This is a genomic window from Ruminococcus flavefaciens (assembly GCF_900143025.1).
GTDB classification, from domain to species: Bacteria; Bacillota; Clostridia; order Oscillospirales; family Ruminococcaceae; genus Ruminococcus; species Ruminococcus flavefaciens_I.
The window spans coordinates 898-24,881 of sequence record NZ_FRCT01000024.1 but is presented as its reverse complement, the minus strand read 5'-3'; the positions used below and the strand labels follow the sequence as shown (position 1 = coordinate 24,881).

The following is a 23,984-nucleotide window of genomic DNA, read 5'->3' as shown; positions in this document are numbered from 1 at the left end:
TTCAGGTACGGAGTTCTTTTACAGCCTTTGGTATATCCTTTATACTGCGCACTATGATATCTGCCTTTGCAAGCTCCTCGTCCGAGCCGAAGCCGTAGCCGCAGCCTATGGACGGCAGACCGTTCTGTGCAGCAGTTTCGATGTCGTGAAAGCGGTCTCCGATAACTATGAAGTCACCCTCATGGTTGGGAGCTATCCTGCGGAATATCTCATACTTTGGTATAAAATCAAAGGCTTCGCAGCAGTAGAAATAGTCGAAAAAGCGGTCCAGCCCGAACACTCTTTTATGGCGTTCAAGGTAGTGGAAGCGGCAGTTGCTGAGGAATATAAGGGTATAGCCGCTGTTTTTCAGCTCAGAGAGCATTTCCTCAGCTCCCTCATACAGCGCACCTTCGCCGCGGTCAACACGCTGTGCCATATCCTGTCCCAGCATGATACGGGCTTTTTCACGTATCTCAGGGTCAAGCTCGGGGTGGAACTGTCCCCACATATCCGTGGAATTGAAGCCAAGCCAATAGCTTATCTCCTTGTCGGAGTATTCACGGTCAGCGATATAGCCGTTGTCGGATAGCCATTTCATGGTATCGCGGAATGCAGGGGCATATGTAAGCATGGAGTTATGGATAGTGCCGTCGTAATCGAAAATAAGATTGGTCATTATGCCTCGATCTCTCTGATAAGGTTTATCATCTCGATAGCACCCTCAGCACACTCGCTGCCCTTGTTTCCAGCCTTAGAGCCTGCACGCTCGATAGCCTGCTCGATGTTCTCGGTAGTGATAACGCCGAACATTACAGGGATATCGCTCTGGAGAGATACCTGTGCGATGCCCTTTGCAGCCTCATTGCATACGAGGTCATAGTGTGAGGTGCTTCCTCTGATTATAGCACCGAGGCAGATAACAGCGTCATACTTGCCTGATTTAGCCATTTTTGAAGCAATGAGCGGTATCTCGAATGCACCGGGTACCCATGCTACGTCAATAGCAGCTTCGTTTACATCGTGACGTTTGAGTGTATCTATAGCTCCGCCAAGAAGCTTTGATGTGATGAACTCGTTGAAACGAGCGACAACGATACCTACTCTTATGTCCTTTGATACAAGTTTACCTTCATATGTTCTCATAATTTATAACTCCTTTATTATCTTAAAAGTTTATTAAGCGTATAATTTTCCCTGAGCATTTCCTCAAGCTTTTCCTTATCCTTGATAATGGTATATTCCTTTGGCATGATACTGTTATTGAACCAAAGTTTAAGCGTATCTCCGGATATCTTATACATTATCTTTTTCTTATCGTATGCCAGTCCGAAGCTGAGAGGCTGAAATACTTTCTGTGAGGTCACATAGGTGTATCTCAATACGAAAAAGTTGAGAACGAGAAGAACGGTAAGAAGTCCGCCTGCTACGGAAAGCAGCTTGTAGTTCAGTTCGTTATACTCATCGCCAAGATGCTTTGCACCGCTCCAGTCCAGGAGAAATACCACTACCCATATGAGCCAGCAGCAGAACCACCATATACTGTTCTTTTTGCGGTGACGCTTTACCTTTATGGCGTTCTTTTCGCTTTTTACCCTGATGCAGAATACGAAATATCCTGCTATTGCAAGTACGAATACTACCGACATAACGCACAGCACAGCTATGCAAAAATTTTTCATTATCATGCGTGATGTCTCCTTATTTTGTAAGCGGATTTTCATAGCCGTGCTTACCGTACCAGTCAGCAAGCATCTTTACTGTTTTGGGTTTCTTGATACCAAGATTGTATGCAGCAGCCTTTGGCTTGTTCTGAGCGTAAATATAAAGGGTCTCAATGCTTATATTGTTTTTCTTGTACTCATAGCTGAGATTGCTGACAGGATTGAGTCCGAAAGCATTTCTCATTCCTTCGGGTGAAAGGCAGGTAAATGCCAGCGGAGTTGTCAAGGCAAGTGTAACAAGGAATAATACTGTTATTACGGAAAACGGACGTAATAAAAACATAACAGCAAGCAGTACTCTGAAAATGATATCTGCCCAGTTTCCTATGAAGGTTTTTTCCTTTGCTTTTGCCCATGATCTGAATGATGCTATATCAAAAACTATAGTTATCAGGCATAATATTGCAAGTAATACTGTAATGACTATATCAAAGACGCTCATAAAAATTCACCTCAATAATCCAGAATATGACCCATTTTATCGCGTTTTGTTTTAAGATAGAACAGGTCGTAGGCGGTAGCGTCCACCTGTATTGGTACACGTTCCTTTATTTCAAGTCCGAAGCCGCTGAGTCCGTAGACCTTGTCGGGGTTGTTTGTCAGCAGTCTCAGGGTCTTGCAGCCCAGGTCGCGGAGTATCTGTGCGCCGATGTAGTATTCGCGCATATCTCCGGGGAAACCCAGTGCAAGATTTGCTTCAAGGGTATCCATTCCCTTGTCCTGCAATTCATAGGCGCGGAGCTTGTTTATGAGACCTATGCCTCGTCCCTCCTGCCTCATGTAGAGGAGTATTCCGCGGCCTTCTTTTTCTATCTGAGTCATAGCCGCAGCAAACTGCTGGCCGCAGTCGCATTTAAGCGAGCCGAAAGCGTCGCCTGTAAGGCATTCGGAGTGTACACGGCAGAGGATATCCTTTCCGTCACCGATATCGCCCTTTACAAGAGCAACATGGTGTTCGCCGTTGAGCTTGTTCACATAGCCCATTGCACGGAATTCACCGTATTTTGTAGGCAGCTTTGTGTTTGCCACGCGCTCCACAAGCTGGTCGTGTACCTTACGGTAGTCTTTAAGTGCCTGAATGGTTATGAACTTCATACCCCATTCTACAGCCTTTTCCTGAAGCTCTGCGGCTCTCATCATAGTGCCGTCATCGCGCATTATCTCACAGCAAAGTCCGCACTCCTCAAGACCTGCCAGACGCATAAGGTCAACAGTAGCTTCTGTGTGTCCTTCACGTTCGAGGACTCCGTTTTTCTTCGCTAAAAGCGGGAACATATGCCCGGGGCGGCGGAAGTCATCGGGCTTCGCTTCGGGAGATACCGCCATACGTGCAGTATAGCCTCTCTCGGCTGCGGATATGCCTGTGGTAGTATCAACATGGTCTATAGATACCGTAAAGGCAGTGCAGTGATTGTCGGTGTTATAGTCCACCATTTGATGCAGGTGGAGCTTGTCGCAGAGCTTGGCACTCATTGGCATACATATAAGACCCTTTGCGTGAGCAGCCATGAAGTTTACATTCTCTGTGGTGGCAAACTGAGCGGCGCATATCATATCGCCCTCGTTTTCTCTGTCCTCATCGTCTGTGACGAGGATTATCTCGCCGTTTCGGAGTGCCTCGCAGGCTTCCTCAACAGTGTTGTACTTGAACATTAAGATTTCTCCTTGCTGATAGTGATATTTATATAAAACCGTGCTTTGCCAGCATTTCCATGCTGAGACTGCTCTGAGGAGCAGCTTCTGACGGTTTCATTAGCTTTTCAACGTATTTGCCGATGATATCATTTTCAAGGTTTACAATATCGCCGACCTTTCTGCTTCCGAGAATTGTCTGCGAAGCAGTATGGGGGATAATGGATACACTGAAAGATGTATCCGTTACCTTTGCGACTGTAAGGCTTATGCCGTCAATTGCAATAGAGCCTTTCTCAACGATATACCGCAGTAATTCGGGAGCTGCGGAAACTGTGTACCATACGGCGATACCGTCATTTTTTATGTCGGTTATGGTACCTGTGCCGTCGATATGTCCCGAAACTATATGACCGCCGAAGCGTCCGCCTGCTGCCATAGCTCTTTCAAGGTTGACAGGACTGCCCGAGGTGAGACTTCCGAGGGACGAACGGCTGAGAGTTTCGTTCATAACATCTGCGCGGAATACTCCGCCGCCGAAATGTGTAACGGTAAGACATACACCGTTTACGGCTATGCTGTCGCCCATGTGGACATCTTCAAGGACTTTCTTTGCCTGTATTTCAATGAATGAGGAGCTGCCTGAACGCTTTACCGAGCATACAGTGCCTATCTCCTCAATTATTCCCGTAAACATTCTTTAACCTGCTTTCTATGAGGATATCATCGCCTATCCTGACGATATTGCCCTTTTCCAGCATGACAGCTGCCGAGGGGAAGGGGACTCCCTCTCCGCCTACGGGTGAAGGACCGCTGCCGCCGAATATCTTAGGTGCGATATATGCCTGTATCTTGCTTACTATGCCGTTGCTGAGAGCTGACCAGTTAAGCTCGCCGCCGCCTTCGAGGAGTATGCTGTCTATTTTTTCGCTGCCAAGTATCTTCATAAGCTCTTTAAGGTCTACACGACCGTTTACAGGAGCTGTTTTTATAATGCGGCAGCCTGCTTCACTGAACTTCTCTATACTTTCTTTATCATCTGAGACAGTAGCGATAATTGTTGGGACTTCCTTTGCAGTCTTTACGATATTACACTCATAAGGGGTCCTGAGAGTTGAGTCGCAGATTATACGTACAGGGTTCCTGCTGTTTTCAAGTCGGCAAGTGAGCATAGGATCATCGGCAATAACAGTTCCCACACCTATCATTATGGCACTGTGGCGAAGTCTTTCTATCTGCACCTGTCCCCGTGCTGCTTCTCCTGTTATCCATTTGGACTCGCCTGTATAGCAGGCTATTTTTCCGTCCATAGTCATAGCGTATTTCAGTGTGACGAAGGGCAGACCTGTTGTGATATAGTGGAAAAAAATTTCGTTTATAGCATCGCACTCGTCTTTGAGGACACCCTCGGTAACATCTATTCCGTGTTCACGGAGTATCTGTGTGCCCTTGCCTGCAACAAGTGGATTAGGGTCGGAAGAGCCTACGAATACCCTTTTGATACCGTGAGCTATTACAGCGTCGGTACAGGGTGGCTGCTTGCCGTGGTGACAGCAGGGTTCAAGAGTTACGTACATATCGGCTCCTGTACAGTCTATGCCGTTTTCGTCGCAGTATGCGAATGCATTTCGCTCTGCATGGAGGTCGCCGTATTTTTTGTGGTAGCCGCTTCCTATTATCTCGCCGTTACGGACGATAACAGCTCCTACCATTGGATTTGGTGATGTGAAGCCCATGCCCTTTTTGGCAAGTTCGAGAGCTTCAAGCATATATTCTTCGTGTGTCATATTCTTTCCTTTTTCGTGGTAATATTAGTATTGCAGGGGAAAAGCATAAGGTATTGCTTAATCGTTCTTATCATTGTAGACAGTTCCGAAATACCTCATATAGAAGTACATTATCATATAAATGATAATAAAGATAGGTATGGTTATGAGCAGGAGCTTTGTGAAGTCAACTCTGCCTTTTGAGTAATAAGAATAGCCTATCCTTACGGCAAGTGTCATAATGAAGCATGAGAGAAAGTGAATGGGGTAACGAAGCTTTGTTTTCAGTTTGAGAAGCGTGAAGGAGAGTCCGTAAAGTATTGAAGCTCCGAACCATATCAGGACAGAAACAAGAGTATCGTTAAGCCCTTTATCGACTATGAGCAAGGGAACAAATATAACTGTTCCGAGACCGATCGCAAGGAATACATTGTGCAGAATATTTTTCATTGTAAAGCCCCCCTTGTAAAAATAGAAAAAGCCCCGTAATTCGGGGCATAAATACTTATACTGCGCATATCACGCGGTTTATCTTCTTTCATCCGGACTTTACCGTCGGCTTCGGAATCACACCGAATCAGCCAAAAGGCTCGCAGGCTTTACTGCCGGTCAGGAATTACACCCTGCCCCAAAGATAATAAGTGGATATTCAGTTTACTTCGGGAGTATATGCCGGGAGCGGCGGCTCTCCGCCTGCCGGTCAGGAATTGAACCTAACCCCGAAGATATATCAGATCTAAGACCTAAGAACTAAGATCTAAGAATTAGTACATAAGAGCAGAGCCTTATTCAGAGCTGTGGTTCTTAACTCTTGACTTTTATTATATCACTGTGTTATACATTTGTCAATATGCTATTGACTAAAACCGTAATTTGGGATATAATATAAGTATTACATCATAAGGAGTGTTTTTAATGAGCGAATGTACACACGATTGCTCAAGCTGCGGAAGCGATTGCAGCAGCAGACAGGAACCACAGAGTTTCCTTGAAAAGCCTAATGCTATGAGCAATATCGGTAAGGTCATCGGAGTTGTCAGCGGTAAGGGCGGTGTCGGTAAGACTCTCGTATCTTCATTGCTTGCAGTTTCCATGCAGAGACTTGGCAAGAATGTCGGTATCATGGACGCTGATATCACAGGACCTTCTATCCCTAAGGCTTTTGGCATACATCAGAAGGCTGATGCCTGCGAATTCGGCATTATCCCTGCAAAGTCAAAAATGGGTCTTGACATCATGTCTATAAATCTTCTTCTGGAAAACGAGTCCGACCCTGTTGTATGGAGAGGTCCTGTTATCGCGGGAGTTGTAAAGCAGTTCTGGACCGATGTTATCTGGAAGGACATCGATTGTCTCGTAGTTGATATGCCTCCCGGAACAGGTGATGTTCCGCTTACTGTTTTCCAGTCTCTCCCTGTTGACGGTATCGTTATCGTTACTTCACCTCAGGAGCTTGTTTCAATGATAGTTGAAAAGGCTGTAAAAATGGCTAAGCTGATGAATATACCTATCCTCGGTATCATCGAGAATATGAGCTATTTTGAATGTCCCGACTGCGGCAAGCGCCACAGCATCTACGGCGAGAGCCACATCGAGGACATAGCTGCACAGTACGATATCCCTGTACTTGCTAAGCTCCCTATCGACCCTCAGCTTGCAAAGCTCTGCGATCAGGGAACAATAGAGCTCTTCGAGGGCGAATGGCTCACAGAAGCAGCCGAGAAGATCATTTCAGAATAAATTTATGGGACGCCGCTTTCGGTGTCCCTTTTGCTTTGTAGGGGCTGCCTTTTTCAGTCGGCAGGTCAAGAGTACATAAAGAATTGTTGCACGCTTGCTTCCTTGCAATCTTGAATGGTTTAAATCGCTAAAGTATATTGCATCTCAGAGAGCAAGGAAGCAAGAGTATACAGTGAACGCTTAAAAGATAAGGGCGGAATTATCCGCCCTTTAGTTTTTATATGAAAGCACCCCAATTATGGGACGTCGAGGACGCCGTCCTCTACTAATGGCTATTATCTGTATTTGTACACTGTTGCTGCCTCGAAGCCGTCAAGGAGAGTGGTCATTCTGCCGAATGCCATACCAGTACCCTTGGCTACGCAGTTTATGGAGTCCTTAGCGATATTGCAGCTTATTCCCAGAGTACGCTTGATGAGCTGAGTAAGTCCGCCAAGCAGAGCGCCGCCGCCTGTGAGGAGGAGTCCGTTATCATAGATATCGCCCACAAGTTCGGGAGGAGCATCTTCCAGTACCTTGCGGATAGCCTCCATGATAGTGAAGGTGTCGTCCTCGATAGCCTCAAACAGCTCTGTTTCGCTGAGAAGCACCTGTGCAGGCAGTCCTTTGAGGAGACTTCTGCCCTTGACGATGTAGGTCATCTCGTCGCTTGGGTCGTAGAGGTTGCAAAGCTCTATCTTTACCTTTTCGGCAGTTCTTTCGCCGATAAGGAGCTTGTACTTGTTCTGCATATACTTGATTATTGAGCGGTCTATAGCGTTTCCTGCAACCTTTACGGTATGTGAGGTAACAACACCGTTCATGGATACGATAGCAACATCGGTAGTACCGCCGCCGATATCGACTATCATGTGTCCCTTAGCCTTGGTGATGTTCACGCCTGCGCCTATCATAGCCGCTATCGGCTCCTGTATGAGATATACCTGCCTTGAACCCGCACTCTTTGCAGCTTCTACAACTGCACGGCTTTCGATATCAGTGATAAATGAGGGGATACAAATAACGATACGGGGCTTTACAAGCTGCTTGCCTGTTACCTTGAGTATGAACTCGCGTATCATGCTGTGAGTAAGGTCATCGTCAGAGATAACGCCCTCGCTGATAGGTCGCTTAACTGCGATATAATCTGGGTTTCTGCCTATCATCTCATAGGCTTCCTTGCCTACAGCAAGGACTCTTTCTGTCCTTGTGTTGTAAGCTATGACAGAGGGCTCACTGAGGACTACTCCCTTATTGCCCATAGTCATAACGATATTGGAAGTACCGAGGTCGATACCGATATCAGTGTTTGCCATTTTTATCTTCCTTTCTTACTGCTCGAATGGCGAAGGGGACTTATTTGCCCCTGCCAGCATATGGCGCAGACAGGTGTAACGCCGTGTGCGCTTGTTGTTGTCTACCATTTTATTTATATTCTCCTCACTTCCGATGACGATGAGGAGCTTTTTGGCTCTTGTAACGGCTGTGTACAGCAGGTTTCTGTAGCACAGCTTATCAAATCCGCCCATTATAGGCAGTATGACCGCTTCAAATTCGCAGCCCTGACTCTTGTGGACTGTCACTGCATAAGCAAGGTCTACCTGAGAAAGCAGGTCAAATGTATATGTAGCCTTTCTGCCGTCAAAGTCTATGACAGCAAGGGAGCTTCTGTTGTCTATGCTTATTATGCGCCCGATATCTCCGTTGAATATGCCTGCACCCTGTTCGCCTTCCTTCGACCATGTTATGTCGTAGTTGTTGCGTGTCTGCATTACTTTATCGCCCTCACGGTAGGTATAGACATAGCCCTTTTTCTCCTGTTTGTTCTTGGCAGGCGGATTTATCTCGCTCTGCAAGAGCTTGTTGAGCTCCACAGTGCCCGTAACTCCCTTGCGTGACGGGGTAAGTATCTGTATATCCTCGGTGGGGGAGTATTTATAGGCTTTGGGCAGCCTTGACTTCGTAAGGTCAACTATGAGCTGTAATGCCTGCTGATAGTCTGAGCGCTTGAAGAAGAAAAAGTCTGAGTCCTTCCGTGTAAGGTCGGGGTATTCTCCTGCCACTATCTTATGGGCGTTTGTAACTATGCAGCTCTGCTGAGCCTGTCGGAAAATCTCTTTAAGCTCGGTAACAGGAACTATTCCGCTGTCGATGATATCGCCGAGAAGATTTCCTGCGCCTACCGAGGGAAGCTGGTCGCTGTCGCCAACCATTATGAGTCGGCAGCCAAGACGTACAGCACGAAGGAGCTTCTCAAAGAGTACAACGTCCACCATTGACATCTCGTCTATGACAAGCACGTCGCAGTCAAGAGGATTGTTCTCGTTGTGTGCGAAGGTGAGCCTGTCTCCAGAGTCGTATACAACTTCAAGCAGGCGGTGTATGGTCTTTGCCTCGCAGCCTGTCAGGTCTGACATACGCTTTGCAGCTCGTCCTGTGGGAGCTGCAAGGAGTACCTTCATACCCCTTTTCTCGAATATGGATATCATAGCGTTGAGGGTAGTGGTCTTACCTGTACCGGGACCGCCCGTAAGCACCATGAGTCCCCGTGAGACTGCGGTAGTTATAGCCTGACGCTGGAGCTTTTCGTATTTGATGTTATGCTCCTCCTCCTCAATGTCTATGAGGGTATCATAGTTGAAGTCCTCGGGTGAGGAGAAGTCTTTCAGAATATGTATCCTGTCGGCAATAAAGCTCTCTGCGTAGTAATAATCGGGGAGATATACGAATTCTATCTCGTTTTTTATGTATTCAAACAGCTCGTCATCATCGAGAGCTGCGTTGTAGGCTGTATAAAAGTCACTTTCGGAAACTCCGAGAGTAGCCTGTGTTTTCTGTGCAAGGACTTCAAGTGGGAGGCAAGTGTGTCCGATACCGCCGTTTGCGCGGAGGATATACTGTATACCTGCGATAATGCGCTTGTTGTCATTGCGTGCAATGTGCAGGTCGTGAGCGATAGTATCAGCCTTTGTGAAGTCAAGCTCGATGTAGTCCGTACACAGTAAGTAGGGATTGAGTCTGAGGAGCGTCATTGCGTCCGAGCCGTACTTTCTGTAGGCGTTCATGGCAAATCTTGATTTTACCTCATACTGTGACAGGAACGACATGAGATTGCGAAGGCAGAAGAGCTTCTGAGCCTCTGCGGCTATCTCATCGCATTTTTTCGGTGATATGCCCTTTATCTCTGCAAGTCGGAACGGAGCATTTTCCATGACATCAAGAGTGCGGTCGCCGAATACCTCTACTATCTTCTTTGCAAGCCCGGGACCTATGCCTTTGACAGCTCCCGAAGCAAGGTATTTCTCGATGTTCACAACAGTTGCAGGCAGCTTTCTTTCGCAGTAAACTGCACTGAACTGAGTGCCGAAGCGTGGGTGAGTGACGTAATTTCCTTCGAGGATAAGTCCTTCGCCTTCTTCTATGTCGCCAAGCTCTCCCACAACAGTGATAAGCTCGCCACCTGCATCGAGGTCCAGAACGATATAGCCGTTGTTTTCATTTTTGTAAAGGACATTTTCCACCGTGCCCTCTATGTGAAGGACCTCATGCTCCAAGCTATTCACCTCTGCACATAAAAATACATCTTATATTATAACACAGAAGCTCATAAAAAGCAAATTTTTTTTAGCTTTTCTTCTATTTCAGCAGGGATAATCAGCTCGGCAGAATGATACCGCTGACAGAATTCACTGCATAGCTTGAGCTGTTCGGTACTTGCGCTATAGTCTATGAACAGTATAGTTTCTGCAATAAGACTTCCGTCCTCAATTAGAATGGAAAGATAGTCAAGACGTTCGGAAAGCTCTTTATCCTCCGCATATAAAGGTACTGTGCAGCACAGAGGATAGATTTTGTTTTTCAGCTTTGAGAAGATAAACAGGCATACGAGTTCTGCTGCGGCAATTACTGCGACAACAATAATGGCGATGATCTCTGGCGTTTCCATTATCACCACTCCTTTCACATCAGTATATGTGCGGAGCAGGCGAGAGGTTACAAAAAAGCTCCCAATGGGAGCTTATAAAGGTTTGCGTATCAGTATGCAGTCGGAGCACTTTACGAAGCCCAGCTTTTCGGCTGTTCGGGCTGAACCGAGATTTGTGCGCTGACAGGTCCATGCAGGACGCTTTTCGGGGAGTATCTCTTTTATTACAGCTGCTGCGGCTGCAAGAGCGAGACCGTGCTTGCGGTATGCTTCGGCAGTTTCTATGCCGATATCACATTCGCTGCTGCTTGAAGCGGCTGAAAATGCCCATGAAGCAGGCTCACTGCCGTGCATTATGCAGATACCTATGCCGTTCCTGCGGTATTCATCGTAGTCCTTCCAGTAATAGGAGGGTATCACTATTCCTGTGAGCTTGTTGAAAAGTTCCTCATCTATCCTGCGCATAGTATAGCCGTCGGGGATATTTATAACAGGGGCTTTGTCATGGGGGTAACTGTAGACATCGCGGGGGACAAGCTCCACATCGCCGTACTGCATAAGCTTTTCGGCGAGTGAATTGTCCTGACACAGAAATTTAAGCTTCTCGGACAGAATGAGCTCGTGTATCTCGCGGAGCTCCGCTTCATTTGGAGTTCCCGACATGAACGTAAAGTTGCCCCTGTGGCGTATGAGTATAAGGCTTTCGCTTTCATTTGCGTATATGCAGCCGCTCTGTGTGCCTTCCGCTACGGACAGAGGATAGACCTTGCAAAAGGGAATATGCTGTGCTGTATTGATAAAGCGGCTGTATTCTGAAGCAGGTATTTTCTTCATGGTATCACCTCAGTTGAAAAATATAGTATATTGCAGTAAAAAGCTCCCGAAAACGGGAGCCTTGTGTCATATGAGTTTGTTTACATACGGTACGAATTTCAGAAGCTTCGTTATTACGTAAGAGATAACGAGCGTAAGCAGGCATATGCCTATTATTGTTATCGTACCGCCGTGTTCAAAGGGATTGAACTTCATGTATAAGAATATATATCTGAGTACTGCCATATGCAGCAGATATATGCCGAAAGAGCAGTTGTCAAGCTCTATGGCTATCTTGTCAAGTACAGGTACGGGCTGGTTTTTAGTCTTTCGCAAGAAACCGAATGTACCCACAGAAGCCACTACATAAAGCGGGAAGGAGTAAACTCCCAGAAGTGAGATCATCTTGCCGCTTGTTTCGGGTTCGTTTGCTGAATTGCTGTAAGCATGGACAGTGAGCATTGAGATTATGCCGAGGCATATTACAAGCATAAGTCCGCTTGCTTTTTTCGGCAGCTTTATTATGCCCGTATGAAGTGCGTGTCCTAAGAAGAAATACAGCGGATAGACCGTGTAAATACAAATGTAGAACGGCAGCTTTTTGCCCGCAATTGTTTCTATAAAGGGTAGAAAGCAAGCAAATACGGTATATATCAGCAGCATATATCTAAGCTGTCCTGCTGTAGCATTTTCGCTTATTATCTTATATACAGGCAGCAGGAGATACAGCGCGAACAGTAAATATATGTACCACATATGCATCCAGCCTGTTCCGAAGAAAATGGCGTTCAGCGAGTCTGAGAATATTCCGCCTGCGTTCTTCGGCGTGATAAGTATACCGTCGAATACTGCGAACAGCACCGAAAAAACTATCAGTGCCACAGCCATTCTCAGGATGTATTTGCCGAAAAGCTTTTTCAGCGTCAGTACGCGCTTGGTGTCGAGGAGAAGTGCTCCCGAAGCCATTACGAAACATGGTACAGCCCACATCATGCAGTTTCTTACAGCCATCATAGCTCCCTGTGTACTCAGATCACGGGAGTACATATTCGCAGCAAGGAAGGTATGAAGTACGGTTACTGCTATGCAGGCTAAAGCTTTAAGTCGGCTCAGATATAATATTCTGTTATTCATATATTAGTTTCAGTTATTTGTTACGAAACCGCTGCCGCAGCCTTCATCAGGGTTAGTTACGAAACCGCTGCCGCAGCCCTGGTCGGGATTGGTTGCAAAACCGCTGCCGCAGCCCTGGTCGGGATTGGTTGCAAAGCCGCTGCCGCAGCCCTGGTCGGGATTGGTTGCGAAGCCGCTGCCGCAGCCCTGATCGGGATTAGTTGCGAAGCCGCTGCCACAGCCCTGGTCAGGTGTAGGATTTGTTGCAAAGTTGCTGCCGCAGCCTGTATCTGGAGTTTTTACTTCAGCAGCCTGTGTAGGAGCAGGAGTGTAACTTGGTTCGGGATCGTATGTTGCGTCTATATGATTATTTGCATCAGGATCTATCTCGTGGATAGGCTCTGTAGAGTCAGGGAGTATTTCAGACATTTCCTCTGCACCCTTAGTATCAACCTTTTCCTTTGTGAGCTTTGATGTGTACTTGATGAAGGCTACGCCGTCCTCAAGGTGGATCTCAGCAAGATCAAGGTCATCAAACGGGAACTGGTGAAGAATTGCTTCTGTCTTATCTGCGAATACAAGCTTTACAGAATACTGGAGATTAGCTATCTTGTCAGACTCGCCGTATACTACATCGCTTACCTTTTTGGGAACATAGTAGAGCTTGCGCTTTTCATCCTTTGCAAAGGTATCCTTTTCTTCAAGCATATTCTCAGGGTACTTTTCTTCTGTTTCAGCCTTGATAGTAATGCTTACGATATCCTTGCCTGTTTTGTTTTCAAGGTCAAGAGTGAAAACATCAGAGCCTGATGCCTTCTTGCCGATGAGCTTTAATTCCTCGGCTTCTGTTGTTGCTTCTGTAGTTGGCTCGGCAGTAGTTGTTACCGAGGTAGTTGTCTGTGAAACATTTGCCGACTGTGCGACACTTCCGCAGCCTACAAGAGCAAGTGCAGAAACAAATGCAAGTATTGCTAATGGTTTTCTCATAATATTATCTCCTTTTACTTTATCTCACTTATCTTCTGTATCGGCCATACAGTATGTCCATAGGTAAGTCTGAAGCCGTTATCGCCCTTTGACTCCAGCGTATAATCAGGGTCGTATACATAAGCTGTGCCGTTTTCGATTATCTCGACCCAGCCGTGAGGGCCATAGCCGCCTGCACGCAGAGGACAACGTCCGTTTATAAGATGTGCGTCATATCCGAGAAGTCTTGCCATTTCGCAGAACATAGCAGCAAGCACATAGCAGTTACCTTGAGCCTTGGCTTCCGGCTTACCGTTTCTGGTGTTGAAGCCATAGTCGGCAGCCTTTGTAAGTGATATCTTGCTTGCGTCCTTTTCCCATTCAACGTATGTAACAGTGTCGGAAGATGAGCAGTCTACAAATGCTTCTTTAAGAGTCTTGATGTTCTTCTGATCCATTCTTGCCTTTGCAAGAGGGTAAGCGCAGGTGGTTGTTGTAGTGGTGGTTGTGGTTGTAGATGTTGTTGTAACTGTCCACTGTGCCTTTGAAGCGTAGTAATCCTTCTTAGGTACTACAGCCTGTGCGAGTACGGCGGCTGCAAAGCTTACATTTGAGCTTGCGTTATATTCGGTAGCAGATACTGTAACTGTACCCTTTGAGTATTTTACCGAATCTACCTTTATGTCAGGTACAGCTACATATGTAGGCGCTGTACTTGAAAGCTTTGTAACGTAACCCATATTTACATAGCCTGATACGCCATTGTATGTAACATGACCAAAGTTTCCGTCTTTGGTTCCGTTAGCATAGGTTATGTTGAACTTTGCTCCGGGAGGAATAAGTCCCAGTGCAGCGGAGCCGGCGGTGTGTTCCTTTCTGATATTGAGACCCTGATCAACAGTAGGACCTGTTGTGTAAAGACCTGCGTAGGAATTGTCACAGCCGCAGCTTATCTTTGTTAATGTGCCGTTTTTTGTGAACTTTGCAGGATCAAAGTAAGCAGGCTTTACAAGGAGAACAGACTCCTTGAAGAAATTGTCGTCATATTTCTTTAAGTAGTTATTTACTACTGTCTCTGAGAAATAAAGGGAGAGAGCTGTTTTGAGCTCAGCTGTTGATTTTACAACAGTGCCTCCTGCCTGAAGGTCGAGCTTTTTGAGAGCGTCTGTTATACCGTCGTTCATTCTGTCGGTAACAGATTTGAAGCTGAGAGTCCTGTCGGTAGCAAGTATCTTCTTTCTGAGAGCAGTAACATCGTATACGTCAACTACCTGATCGGCATTGATGTCAGCGACCTTGAACTGTTCCTGTGTTATGTCGTGCTTACCAAGCACATATCCCTGTAAAATATCGAGATCGGCAGAAGTAATTGCACCGTCTCCGTTGATGTCACCGCTGACAGCTGCATATACGGTTGCAGGGAATATTGATGTAGCTGCCATAGCAGCTGAGAGAACAAAGCTCAACAGCTTTTTGTTATTCATAAGTATCTTCCTTTCATGGGGTGTTTTGCGTTCTATATTAACATAACGTACAGTGTTTCGGAAATGTGACAAAAAATCTGAAAAAAGTTTTTTTCAATTCTCCGAAATGATTGTTTATGTTGCATAAAGAAACGGTATTTCGCCGTTATCGGCGACTGTGTCGTGCATAAAAGGTTAGTATAGTGATGAAATATCCAATGAAAGCCAGTCGTCATGCATAGATACATAGCTGTCTCCTGACTGTCTGAAAATAGCCGTATCGCCTGGGGTCACAAGCTCGTAGGAGCCGCTTGGAAATTCGGAACTTTCAGTTTCTTTGATGAAGAACAGGTAAGTATCTCCCACGTACTCTTTTCCTCTGCAGCCGCCGTCATCGAAGATAGAATAGCTTTCTGCATCGGGAAGAAATATGAATTTATGATGTCTTATATAATCCTCAGCGGACATATAACCGCCGCTGACGAAAAGTGTTATTTTGTCATTGTTATTAAGACTGCCCTTGAATACCTCGTCAACCGTAAGGTTTTCGGCGGTATAAGGTTCTCCGTCTATAGAAGTATACACTATTTTGTCAACTTTTGCAAGTATAACATCGTAGGAATCGTTGTACAGCTGTTTTATCATCTGTTCAACAGGTGCGCCGACGGGTGAGATACCGTCATTTCCGTCACCGACACCGTTATCGCTGCCGGGTACAAGATCCTTTACGGTAAGTATCTCGCTTCGGATATTATATGTTACATCCAGCTCAACTGTCATATCATTGTCGCCGTTTTCTTCTTTAGCGCCTGATATGCCGGGAGTGTCTGTGGTAACTGTTGTCAGCTGCTGAGGAGCGGGCTTTGTTGATGTAGAGGTGTGGTGGGGGATATCGTGTGAAGCTGTGGTCCTTGATGTATGAGGCTTTGTGGTATGAGCCCTTGTTGTGCGCTCAGGCTGATCGGGTTCATTGTTCTCGTTATTATTTTCAGCTTCTGTTGTTACAGTTTTTTTCTCGTCTGTCTTTGCAGCATTGGTGGATACTGTTTGGGTGACAGATGTAGTCTTTTTTACGCCTTTTTTGTCGGCTGTGGTGGTTACAGCTGCGGAATTTTCTTCGGTAGTCTGAGAGGAAACTGAAGAAGAAGTGATATCTGTGGTTACAGCAACTGAATCAGTATTGCGGTACATATCAGGCTCGTGCTTTGGCAGACGGGTTATTGCACCTATCACCAGAGCAAGCATGGCGGCGGAAGCTACAGTCTTTATTATAATAGGAAATAAAGGCTTTCTTACCTTTTCGGGTGTGCGCTTCCTGAATTCGTATGCAAATTGTTTCTTTCTGTCGGGATCAGGAATTTCAAAGGCATTAAGCAGTTTTTCCTTTTCTTTATCTGTCATATAAGCTCCTCCTTTCCCATATACTCGTGCAGCTGACCGAGGACACGGTTTATCCGTCGGTTAAGAGCAAAACGCGAGATATTATACAGCTTTGCCATTACATTTACAGGTACTTCATTTATATATCTGAGAAGTATCAATTCCCTGTCGTCTTCCGAAAGCTTTGTCAGAGCTGTTTTCAGCTCCAGATCAGAGAGTACGTTCTCTTCAACATTGTCCGAGGAAGCCTCTGTATCTGTCAGCTCATCGGTTTTCTGCTTTCTGAATTCATCTCTGCAAAGGTTGCCTGCGATAGTGTAGAGAAGCTGCAATGTTTTGTCAATATTGCTGTACTGAGGGTGTTCGAGGTAACGGAGGAAGGTCTCCTGAGTAATATCCTCAGCGGTCTCTTTATGTTTCGTTTTCAGGTAGCAGTAGCGGTATATCTTGTCGTATTGTTCATCTATATCAAATGCCAAAGAGACACCTCCTCTATAGTTTTATAGTATACATCATTATATTATATCACATAATAATGAATAAAGCAACCAAGGAGAAGAATTTTTTTATAATGCATAATTCGCAATGGCTATTGCGCAATTATTTTGTCCGCATATGCGGATATATAATAAATGTTAACACCGGTTAACGATATGATACTGTCCGGCTCGAAAAAAGGGGGAGCTTATAATAAAGTTCCCCCGTCTGATTATCCCCCTTACAGGATATGTCATATTTTAAGCTGCAAAGTGCAGTCACAGCTTATGAAAGTGAATTTAGTACTCCGATGAATACAGGGATAGAAGTTTCTGTATCTATGATACAGTAAACAAATGGTCTGTCAAGGATAACTTCCTTTTTATCCATTAGGAAGAAAGCTCCGTTGTCCTGCATAGCCACAAGTGTTGCGGCAGCAGCCTTCGTGCCGTTTTCATCAAGGTCTATGAAGGTCTTGTGGATAACATAGCCTATTGAGATAGGGTGTATGTCGGCTATTGCAGACAAATTGGTGAAATCGGCTTTCAAATCAGGGTTTTTATCGAATGCTGTGGGCATACCCATAGCTACAAGCTGGTCGGAGATATCAGCGCCGTATTCGCATTTGAATTTAGGCAGCTCGACATCTGCTCTTTCATATATTCCCTTATAGCTGTTGAGAATATTGGTAAGCTTTTCGGGAGTAAGGTCTGCTACGTACTTTTCAACGGAAGTGCCTTCCTCGGGGAGAAGAGCAGCAAAGGCATATTTTCCGCCGCTGTATGACTTCAGCATACCTGTGGTATTTTCGTCACAGAGATAGAGCTCATCGCTGCACAGCATCTTTGCGTCCTGCTTTTCGCCGTTTGCAGCGTTGAATTTGCTGTCCTTTATCTGGTAACTTTCGTATTGTTTAGCCCATTGAGCCTCAAATGCTACAGCATTTACAAGGTACATGACATCATACTCGGAGATCTTGTTAAGTATCTTTGGTATCATCTTATTGGTCTTTTCGTTTACCCAGCCGTTTACATCGTCAAGTGTGGTCTGGTCGAAGGGAGCGATGTAATAATCGCTGTTATAGTAGTCAACGCATTTCTGGATAAACTCGGGGCGTGCCTGGATACGCGATTTATCGTCTATTGCCCATATGGAGTTTGCGGTGTTCATCGACCAGTTATTATACTTTGATTTTTCTTTGTTTACAGAATTCAGACGCTGGGTGAGCAGGTAACGGTCAAGCTCCTCTATTGACATACCGTTTCCGAGGACTTGCTCCATTTCCTCCAGTGTCTTGCCGTTTGCACCGTTTGCGGTCATAGCAAGTGCCTGCATTACAGAATAAGGCGATATCATGCTGTTTTTACCCTCTTCTGTTGTAGCCTTGAGCAGATCAACGGTGAACTTCATCTGGCTTTCAATGAATTTTTTGTCAGCCTTCTTGCCTTCAATACCAGAATTATTTATTCCTGCGCATAGATTGCGTGAATTTGGTGCATAGCTTGGTACGGGAGCGCTGTTTATGCCTTCAATGAGCATTTTTCTCATTGTACTGAGGTCGAAGATGTCCAGTTCGCCGTCGCCGTTTACATCGGCACCGCTTGTATCGACGAGCTCGCCCTTGCCGCTGAGCCAGCGTTGATACATTACAATGTCTGAAAGATTAAAATAAGTATCAGCGTTTACATCACCGAGTACGGGTTCTTCAAGTGCGCTGACAGCTCCTGCCATAGCTGTTGGGAGTGCGATACAAGCAGCCATAACTGCTGAAATAATTCTTCTGAATTTCATAAATAAACCTCCTCATTTTTTAGCTCAGCTTTTCGCTTTGCATTGTTTTCATATACATTAACGGAAAAACAGGGGAGATGTGCGGCTGTAAATGTAAACAAATTGTAAACGATCGTACACGGTTTAGATGTTGACACTTTAATTATTGTGTGGTATAATATGCACATATTTAACTTTCAGACAGAAAATATTTTATATTATTTATAAAAGGAGATAAGCTATGAAAAAGATCGTTTCACTATTGCTGTCGCTTGCTATGATAACATCTTTAGCGGCTTGTGCAGACAAAAAGAAAAAAACAGATACAGTGGAAAACGAAACAACTACAACTGCTGCTGATACTACAGATAACGTAAATGAGGAGCAGTTTAAATATCAGAAGTATGCTTCAATGACTCCCGAGGAGATAACAGCTCAGCTTACTCTTGAACAGAAGGCGGCTCAGATGGTACAGCCTGCTATATACGCTGTTTTGGACAATCCTGAGAAAACAATGGAGGCTGAGGATTACGGCAGTATCCTCGGTGAGCTCAGCGGCATGGAATTCACTTCAAAGGAGTGGCAGGAGGTCACGAATGAATTTCAGAACGGTGCGATAAAATCAGGAGCAGGAATACCTTTTATGTACGGAAGCGATCATGCCCACGGTGTGAACTATTGCCTTGATTCTGTAATATTCCCGCATAATATCGGTCTTGGTGCTGCCAATGACGAGGAGCTCGTTTACGAAATGGGACAGGCTGTTGCGGACGAAGCAAGGATATGCCATATCCCGTGGAATTTCTTCCCTGTGGTGACACCGTCGGTAGATCCTCGCTGGGGACGAACATACGAGTGTTACAGTTCTGATCTTGATATCGTTTCAAAGCTTGGTTCTTCATATATAAAGGGCTACATCGACGGCGGCGGAATTACCTGCGCTAAGCACTTCTTCGCTGAGGGCAGTGCTGCTTACGGTACAGGTGAGGACTCGATGAACGGACAGCAGTTCGTAGACAGACTTATCGACCGCGGAGAGGCTACACTTTCCGATGAGGAGATAGAAAAGCTGCTCAAAGTATATCAGGATATGATAGATGCAGGCACACAGACTATTATGATAAGCCATGCTTCTCTTAACGGCGTAAAGATGCATGAGAATAAGAAGTACATAATGATGCTCAAGGAAGAAATGGGCTTTGAGGGCTTTATCGTCAGCGACTGGGAGTCTATACAGAATATCCCTGACAAGAGCTACGAGGAGCAGGTGATCGCTGCTGTAAATGCAGGTATTGATATGCTCATGGAGCCTAACAGATTTGATGAGGCGAAAGAGATCATCATTGATGCTGTAAAGAACGGAAAGATAACAGAGGAGCGTGTGAACGATGCCGTTACACGTATCATAAAGGTCAAGAAGGACAACGGTTACTTTGATGACCCGCTGTTTGAAAGATCAACTACGAAGCAGAAGGACGTAGGCTCGGTGGAGTACAGGCAGTTAGCCGAAAAACTGGTGGAGGAAAGTCTTGTACTGCTGAAAAATGACAATAATGTTCTTCCGATAAAGAGCGGTTCTTCCGTATATATCATAGGTCCTGCTTCCGATGACGCAAGCGTACAGTGCGGCGGCTGGACTCTTGACTGGGCTGAGAGCTTTACAAAAAATATACAGGGTGCTACCACCATACTTGAAGCGTTCAAGACCTATGCAGAGTCATACGGTATAACTGTTATCACAAATCCCGATGAAGCTCAGAATGCAGACGTTGTTGTGAACGTTGTGGGCGAGCAGGTCTATTCCGAGTGGAACGGAGATACCGAGGATATGAAGCTCTGCGGCAAGTTGGGACTTGATAAGAACCGACAGGCTTTTGATGAAGCAAAGAAGCTTGGCAAGCCAACTGTTACCTGTATCGTTGCAGGCAGACAGGTGATACTCGACAAGGCTGATTATGACAGCTCTGACAGCGTGGTAATGTGCTATCTTCCGGGCTCTGAGGGCAAGGGCGTTTCGGATGTTCTCTGCGGCTGTGCTGATTTCAAGGGTAAGCTCCCTTCACCATGGTATGAGTCGGTAGACCAGATAGGTACTGACAAGTGCTGGCTTGAAAAGGGCTACGGACTTACATACGGCGAGGATTTCGAGCCTGTGCCTGAGCCTGTGCGTGAGGGTGCGTCAGCTGATGCTTCTGATGAGGCTGAGGAAGACCCGATGACAGGCACTAAGTATACAAAGGGCGAATTCAAGGACGGCGTATATACAAATGAATATGCAAAACTGAAGATAAAGGTCCCCGAGAATTTGCCGCCTCAGTCTGAGACTGCTTTAAAGAGCTTAAAGGCAAGTGTAACAGGTCTTTTCAGTGATGATAGAAACAAGGCGTTTGAAAATGCAACTGCATGGGACTGCCGCTTTACAGATGATAAAAATGAAAACGTGGTAGTCAGGTTTGTAAATATCAAGAATGCTTTCCCGAATTCCTCAAAATCTCCCGAAGAGGAGCTGCTTGAGATCTATAGAGAACGTGCTAAAGATATGAAAACGGAATACAAGGAAAGAGCAAAGATCAAGCTTTGCGGCGAGGAGTATACAAGAGAGATGTTTAATCTTGAAGGAGTTGAGGACGATTATCTCTATGTAAGAAAACTCGATGACGATCTTCTTTGTTTTATAAGCTATGCTACACGCGACGGTAAGAAGTTTACTCCCGAGAAATTTGAAGCAATGTTTGAATAATGCCATTAGAAATGCAGTATCTGTAGATACTGCATTTTTTTGTCTTGACATTATTGATCTGATATGGTATAATGGAAAAAAATCACAGGAGAGGTGTCAGGATGAAAAGATAATCTGCTTTTGAACACATGAATAATTAATTTGACAGTGTGGACTTTGCCGTTCTGTCTTGTCATGTTGCCAAAAGTGGATTATGTTCTCATAACCTCTTTTTTGCGTATATATGTCTCAATACAGGCGTATTGGGCGTTTATCCTCCTGCTCTGAGGTTATAGGTATGTAATGGAACTGTTTGGCAGCAAATGGTTCTGTTTTTTTATGTACAGGACCGTGGAAGGAGGAATTTTTATGTCACAGATAAGAGTAAACGATCTTACATTTTATTACGAAGGAAGTTATGATAATATATTCGAGAATGTTTCTTTTTCGCTGGATACCAACTGGAAGCTTGGCTTCATAGGCAGGAACGGAAAGGGAAAAACTACGTTTTTAAAGCTTTTGCTTGGAAAATATCAGTACCGCGGCACTATAGATGCTTCTGTAAGGTTTGAGTATTTTCCGTATCCCATATCGGAAAGTCAAAGAAATATGCAGGGCTGTGAACTGATATACGAACTCAGGAACGAATGTGAGGAATGGCGTGTTATATGCGAGCTTGAAAAGCTTGGTGAAACTGCGGATATACTCTACAGAAGCTTTTGTACTCTCAGTCTCGGCGAGCAGACAAAGGTGCTGCTTGCGGTGCTTTTTTCTGGTGAGAATGAGTTCCTGCTCATAGACGAACCGACAAATCACCTGGACTTTGAAGCCCGCGAAAAGGTAAAGGAGTATCTTTCGGGCAAGAAAGGCTTTATCCTTGTATCCCATGACCGCGACCTCCTTGATGCCTGTATCGACCATGTACTTGTGCTCAACCGTAAAAGCATAGAGGTGCAGAGCGGCAATTTCTCGGTATGGTGGGAGAACAAGCAGCGTAAGGACAGCTTTGCACTTGCGGAAAATGAAAAACATAAAAAGGAGATACGCAAGCTGAGACAGGCTGCACGTAAGACATCTGAGTGGGCTGATAAGAATGAGCGTACTAAGATAGGCTTTGACCCGATAAAGGAAAATGACCGCTGTATCTCCACGCGCTCGTTCATAGGTGCTAAAACTAAGAAAATGCAGAGCAGAGTCAAAAACATAGAAAAGCGCATTGACCGTCAGATAGAGGAAAAGGAGGGACTCCTCAGCGATATCGAAAGAACGAAGCAGCTGAAGCTGGAAAAGCTTGCTCATTACAAGAAAAATCTTATAAGCTTTGCTGACTACAGTCTGAGATATGATGATTCGGAAAAGGCTGTGCTTGACGGCATAAGCTTTAATGTGGAAAGCGGAGAGCGTATCGCCCTGCATGGCAGCAATGGCTGCGGAAAATCAACGCTTATCAAGACTATACTGAGAAAAGCAGGATATAACGGTATTATGGGCAATGTAACAGAAAAGGGAACTTGCGATATCGCTTCGGGACTTGTGATATCTTATATAGATCAGAATACCGTGGGACTTTGCGGGAAAATAGAGGAATTTTGTGAGGAGCGCGGTCTTGACAGGAGTATGTTCAGCACAATACTGCGCAATCTTGATCTGGACCGTGTGCAGCTGTCAAAGGATATTTCGGAGTATTCCGAAGGGCAGAAAAAGAAAGTCCTTATTGCTGCAAGTCTGCTTACACCTGCACATATTTATATCTGGGACGAGCCGCTGAATTATATTGATATTTTCTCAAGGATACAGCTTGAACAGCTGCTGCTTGAATATCAGCCGACTATGCTTTTTGTAGAGCATGATATGAGATTTCGTGAGAAAATAGCCACACGGACCATAGAGCTATAAAAAAGACCGCAGGAACATTGGAGTCCTGCGGTTCTTTTTTTGATATTATTTGCCTTGTACGAATTCCTTCAACGACATCAGATCGCCTTTGGTCACAGAAATATATACATAATAGCAGAGAATATAGGACGCATCAAGTGCATCTATCTTGCCGTCTGCATTTACGTCGTATGCTTCCTTCTGTTTTTCGGTTAGAGGTACTGACTGTGATGTTGAATTCTTTGCATATATCATAAGGATAATGCTTGCGTCAACAGCATCGATCTTTCCGTCACCTGATGCATCACCTAAATCAATATCGGGCTCGTCAGCAGGGGACTGAGTTGTAGTTGTGCTGCTTGTTGTAGTCGATGTGCTTGTTGTTGAGGTAGATGTTGAGGTAGATGTTGTGGTTGTTGTTTCGGAAGTGGTTGATGATGTTGATGTAGTAGTTGTAGTTGTTTCTGTAGTTTCAGAGGTTGTGGAAGTTGTGGTTTCAGTTGTAGTTTCGGAAATTTCCGAAGTGGTCGATGTTGAAGTTAAAGTCGTTGCAGATTCTGTTGTTGTGGTAGTAGATGTAGTGGTCTTGCTTGTAGTAGTTGTAGTCTTTGGGGTTGTAGTAGATGTAGTAGTCTTGCTTGTAGTAGTTGTGGTCTTTGAGGT

Annotated in this window: 22 protein-coding genes and 1 riboswitch; of the genes, 3 read left to right on the top strand and 19 right to left on the bottom strand. The window is 45.2% G+C overall.

Going from position 1 to position 23,984, the window contains the following annotated elements; genetic code table 11:
• Position 1: 1 nt before the first annotated feature.
• From BUB28_RS15935 to BUB28_RS15900, 8 genes are read right to left on the bottom strand one after another with little or no spacing between them, the layout of a single operon-like run.
• Positions 2 to 658, bottom strand: a complete 657-nt coding sequence (locus BUB28_RS15935; RefSeq protein ID WP_081373572.1) for an HAD family hydrolase — start codon at positions 656 to 658, stop codon at positions 2 to 4.
• Positions 658 to 1,125, bottom strand: coding sequence for a 6,7-dimethyl-8-ribityllumazine synthase (gene ribH / locus BUB28_RS15930; protein WP_072952502.1), 468 nt, complete (start codon positions 1,123 to 1,125; stop codon positions 658 to 660). Before ribH ends, BUB28_RS15935 begins: the two co-directional genes overlap by 1 nt.
• Positions 1,126 to 1,142: 17 nt before the next feature.
• Positions 1,143 to 1,667 carry a hypothetical protein gene (locus BUB28_RS15925; RefSeq protein ID WP_072952501.1) on the bottom strand — a complete coding sequence of 175 codons (525 nt, stop codon included), beginning with the start codon at positions 1,665 to 1,667 and terminating at the stop codon, positions 1,143 to 1,145.
• A gap of 13 nt (positions 1,668 to 1,680) precedes the next feature.
• Entirely contained in the window at positions 1,681 to 2,145 is a 465-nt protein-coding gene (locus BUB28_RS15920) for a hypothetical protein (RefSeq protein WP_072952500.1), read from the bottom strand.
• Between the two features lie 11 nt (positions 2,146 to 2,156).
• Positions 2,157 to 3,356: a bifunctional 3,4-dihydroxy-2-butanone-4-phosphate synthase/GTP cyclohydrolase II gene (locus BUB28_RS15915; protein ID WP_072952499.1), complete on the bottom strand. Its 1,200-nt coding sequence runs from the start codon at positions 3,354 to 3,356 to the stop codon at positions 2,157 to 2,159.
• Between the two features lie 28 nt (positions 3,357 to 3,384).
• Positions 3,385 to 4,032, bottom strand: coding sequence for a riboflavin synthase (gene ribE / locus BUB28_RS15910; protein ID WP_072952498.1), 648 nt, complete (start codon positions 4,030 to 4,032; stop codon positions 3,385 to 3,387).
• Positions 4,013 to 5,122 (bottom strand): bifunctional diaminohydroxyphosphoribosylaminopyrimidine deaminase/5-amino-6-(5-phosphoribosylamino)uracil reductase RibD, encoded by a 1,110-nt coding sequence (gene ribD, locus BUB28_RS15905; protein ID WP_072952497.1) that lies wholly within the window; start codon positions 5,120 to 5,122, stop codon positions 4,013 to 4,015. The genes ribE and ribD overlap by 20 nt, the downstream gene beginning before the upstream one ends.
• A gap of 57 nt (positions 5,123 to 5,179) precedes the next feature.
• On the bottom strand, positions 5,180 to 5,551 hold the full coding sequence (locus BUB28_RS15900) for a DUF3021 family protein (RefSeq protein WP_072952496.1): 372 nt from the start codon (positions 5,549 to 5,551) through the stop codon (positions 5,180 to 5,182).
• Between the two features lie 76 nt (positions 5,552 to 5,627).
• Positions 5,628 to 5,741: riboswitch (FMN riboswitch) on the bottom strand.
• 275 nt (positions 5,742 to 6,016) lie between these two features.
• Here BUB28_RS15900 and BUB28_RS15895 point away from each other — a divergent pair.
• On the top strand, positions 6,017 to 6,841 hold the full coding sequence (locus BUB28_RS15895) for an Mrp/NBP35 family ATP-binding protein (protein ID WP_072952495.1): 825 nt from the start codon (positions 6,017 to 6,019) through the stop codon (positions 6,839 to 6,841).
• A gap of 275 nt (positions 6,842 to 7,116) precedes the next feature.
• On the opposite strand, the gene BUB28_RS15890 is transcribed toward BUB28_RS15895, so the two are convergent.
• The 10 genes from BUB28_RS15890 to BUB28_RS15845 all read right to left on the bottom strand — a co-directional run bounded on the left by BUB28_RS15890 (position 7,117) and on the right by BUB28_RS15845 (position 18,748).
• On the bottom strand, positions 7,117 to 8,136 hold the full coding sequence (locus tag BUB28_RS15890) for a rod shape-determining protein (protein ID WP_028516432.1): 1,020 nt from the start codon (positions 8,134 to 8,136) through the stop codon (positions 7,117 to 7,119).
• 15 nt (positions 8,137 to 8,151) lie between these two features.
• Positions 8,152 to 10,374, bottom strand: a complete 2,223-nt coding sequence (gene recD2 / locus BUB28_RS15885) for an SF1B family DNA helicase RecD2 (protein ID WP_072952494.1) — start codon at positions 10,372 to 10,374, stop codon at positions 8,152 to 8,154.
• A 50-nt stretch (positions 10,375 to 10,424) separates the two neighbouring features.
• Positions 10,425 to 10,766: a hypothetical protein gene (locus BUB28_RS15880; RefSeq protein ID WP_072952493.1), complete on the bottom strand. Its 342-nt coding sequence runs from the start codon at positions 10,764 to 10,766 to the stop codon at positions 10,425 to 10,427.
• A 72-nt stretch (positions 10,767 to 10,838) separates the two neighbouring features.
• Positions 10,839 to 11,579, bottom strand: coding sequence for a GNAT family N-acetyltransferase (locus BUB28_RS15875; protein ID WP_072952492.1), 741 nt, complete (start codon positions 11,577 to 11,579; stop codon positions 10,839 to 10,841).
• Between the two features lie 66 nt (positions 11,580 to 11,645).
• Positions 11,646 to 12,692, bottom strand: a complete 1,047-nt coding sequence (locus BUB28_RS15870) for an acyltransferase (protein ID WP_072952491.1) — start codon at positions 12,690 to 12,692, stop codon at positions 11,646 to 11,648.
• Between the two features lie 9 nt (positions 12,693 to 12,701).
• Positions 12,702 to 13,658: a hypothetical protein gene (locus BUB28_RS15865; RefSeq protein ID WP_072952490.1), complete on the bottom strand. Its 957-nt coding sequence runs from the start codon at positions 13,656 to 13,658 to the stop codon at positions 12,702 to 12,704.
• Positions 13,659 to 13,672: 14 nt separating this feature from the next.
• Positions 13,673 to 15,121: a dockerin type I domain-containing protein gene (locus tag BUB28_RS15860; protein ID WP_072952489.1), complete on the bottom strand. Its 1,449-nt coding sequence runs from the start codon at positions 15,119 to 15,121 to the stop codon at positions 13,673 to 13,675.
• A gap of 174 nt (positions 15,122 to 15,295) precedes the next feature.
• Positions 15,296 to 16,501 (bottom strand): hypothetical protein, encoded by a 1,206-nt coding sequence (locus tag BUB28_RS15855; RefSeq protein WP_072952488.1) that lies wholly within the window; start codon positions 16,499 to 16,501, stop codon positions 15,296 to 15,298.
• Entirely contained in the window at positions 16,498 to 16,959 is a 462-nt protein-coding gene (locus tag BUB28_RS15850) for an RNA polymerase sigma factor (RefSeq protein ID WP_072952487.1), read from the bottom strand. The genes BUB28_RS15855 and BUB28_RS15850 overlap by 4 nt, the downstream gene beginning before the upstream one ends.
• 283 nt (positions 16,960 to 17,242) lie before the next feature.
• Positions 17,243 to 18,748, bottom strand: a complete 1,506-nt coding sequence (locus BUB28_RS15845) for a serpin family protein (RefSeq protein ID WP_072952486.1) — start codon at positions 18,746 to 18,748, stop codon at positions 17,243 to 17,245.
• 220 nt (positions 18,749 to 18,968) lie between these two features.
• On the opposite strand from BUB28_RS15845, the gene BUB28_RS15840 reads away from it, so the two are divergent.
• Complete coding sequence (locus BUB28_RS15840) at positions 18,969 to 21,467, top strand: glycoside hydrolase family 3 protein (protein WP_072952485.1); 2,499 nt, start codon at positions 18,969 to 18,971, stop codon at positions 21,465 to 21,467.
• 348 nt (positions 21,468 to 21,815) lie between these two features.
• Positions 21,816 to 23,342 carry a ribosomal protection-like ABC-F family protein gene (gene abc-f, locus BUB28_RS15835; protein ID WP_072952484.1) on the top strand — a complete coding sequence of 509 codons (1,527 nt, stop codon included), beginning with the start codon at positions 21,816 to 21,818 and terminating at the stop codon, positions 23,340 to 23,342.
• Positions 23,343 to 23,387: 45 nt separating this feature from the next.
• Here abc-f and BUB28_RS17190 read toward each other — a convergent pair.
• Positions 23,388 to 23,984 (bottom strand): dockerin type I domain-containing protein (locus tag BUB28_RS17190; protein WP_242940016.1); only part of this gene is annotated, 597 nt, incomplete at its 5' end.

What these genes read in the sequence shown, in the direction of transcription:
- BUB28_RS15845 (WP_072952486.1), bottom strand. Translation starts at nt 18,748, where the DNA reads ATGAAATTCAGAAGAATTATTTCAGCAGTTATGGCTGCTTGTATCGCA.
- BUB28_RS15875 (WP_072952492.1), bottom strand. Translation starts at nt 11,579, where the DNA reads ATGAAGAAAATACCTGCTTCAGAATACAGCCGCTTTATCAATACAGCA.
- ribH (WP_072952502.1), bottom strand. Translation starts at nt 1,125, where the DNA reads ATGAGAACATATGAAGGTAAACTTGTATCAAAGGACATAAGAGTAGGT.
- BUB28_RS15915 (WP_072952499.1), bottom strand. Translation starts at nt 3,356, where the DNA reads ATGTTCAAGTACAACACTGTTGAGGAAGCCTGCGAGGCACTCCGAAAC.
- BUB28_RS15860 (WP_072952489.1), bottom strand. Translation starts at nt 15,121, where the DNA reads ATGAATAACAAAAAGCTGTTGAGCTTTGTTCTCTCAGCTGCTATGGCA.
- BUB28_RS15900 (WP_072952496.1), bottom strand. Translation starts at nt 5,551, where the DNA reads ATGAAAAATATTCTGCACAATGTATTCCTTGCGATCGGTCTCGGAACA.
- BUB28_RS15865 (WP_072952490.1), bottom strand. Translation starts at nt 13,658, where the DNA reads ATGAGAAAACCATTAGCAATACTTGCATTTGTTTCTGCACTTGCTCTT.
- BUB28_RS15855 (WP_072952488.1), bottom strand. Translation starts at nt 16,501, where the DNA reads ATGACAGATAAAGAAAAGGAAAAACTGCTTAATGCCTTTGAAATTCCT.
- BUB28_RS15840 (WP_072952485.1), top strand. Translation starts at nt 18,969, where the DNA reads ATGAAAAAGATCGTTTCACTATTGCTGTCGCTTGCTATGATAACATCT.
- BUB28_RS15920 (WP_072952500.1), bottom strand. Translation starts at nt 2,145, where the DNA reads ATGAGCGTCTTTGATATAGTCATTACAGTATTACTTGCAATATTATGC.
- ribD (WP_072952497.1), bottom strand. Translation starts at nt 5,122, where the DNA reads ATGACACACGAAGAATATATGCTTGAAGCTCTCGAACTTGCCAAAAAG.
- ribE (WP_072952498.1), bottom strand. Translation starts at nt 4,032, where the DNA reads ATGTTTACGGGAATAATTGAGGAGATAGGCACTGTATGCTCGGTAAAG.
- BUB28_RS15890 (WP_028516432.1), bottom strand. Translation starts at nt 8,136, where the DNA reads ATGGCAAACACTGATATCGGTATCGACCTCGGTACTTCCAATATCGTT.
- BUB28_RS15925 (WP_072952501.1), bottom strand. Translation starts at nt 1,667, where the DNA reads ATGATAATGAAAAATTTTTGCATAGCTGTGCTGTGCGTTATGTCGGTA.
- BUB28_RS15870 (WP_072952491.1), bottom strand. Translation starts at nt 12,692, where the DNA reads ATGAATAACAGAATATTATATCTGAGCCGACTTAAAGCTTTAGCCTGC.
- BUB28_RS15895 (WP_072952495.1), top strand. Translation starts at nt 6,017, where the DNA reads ATGAGCGAATGTACACACGATTGCTCAAGCTGCGGAAGCGATTGCAGC.
- BUB28_RS15880 (WP_072952493.1), bottom strand. Translation starts at nt 10,766, where the DNA reads ATGGAAACGCCAGAGATCATCGCCATTATTGTTGTCGCAGTAATTGCC.
- abc-f (WP_072952484.1), top strand. Translation starts at nt 21,816, where the DNA reads ATGTCACAGATAAGAGTAAACGATCTTACATTTTATTACGAAGGAAGT.
- BUB28_RS15935 (WP_081373572.1), bottom strand. Translation starts at nt 658, where the DNA reads ATGACCAATCTTATTTTCGATTACGACGGCACTATCCATAACTCCATG.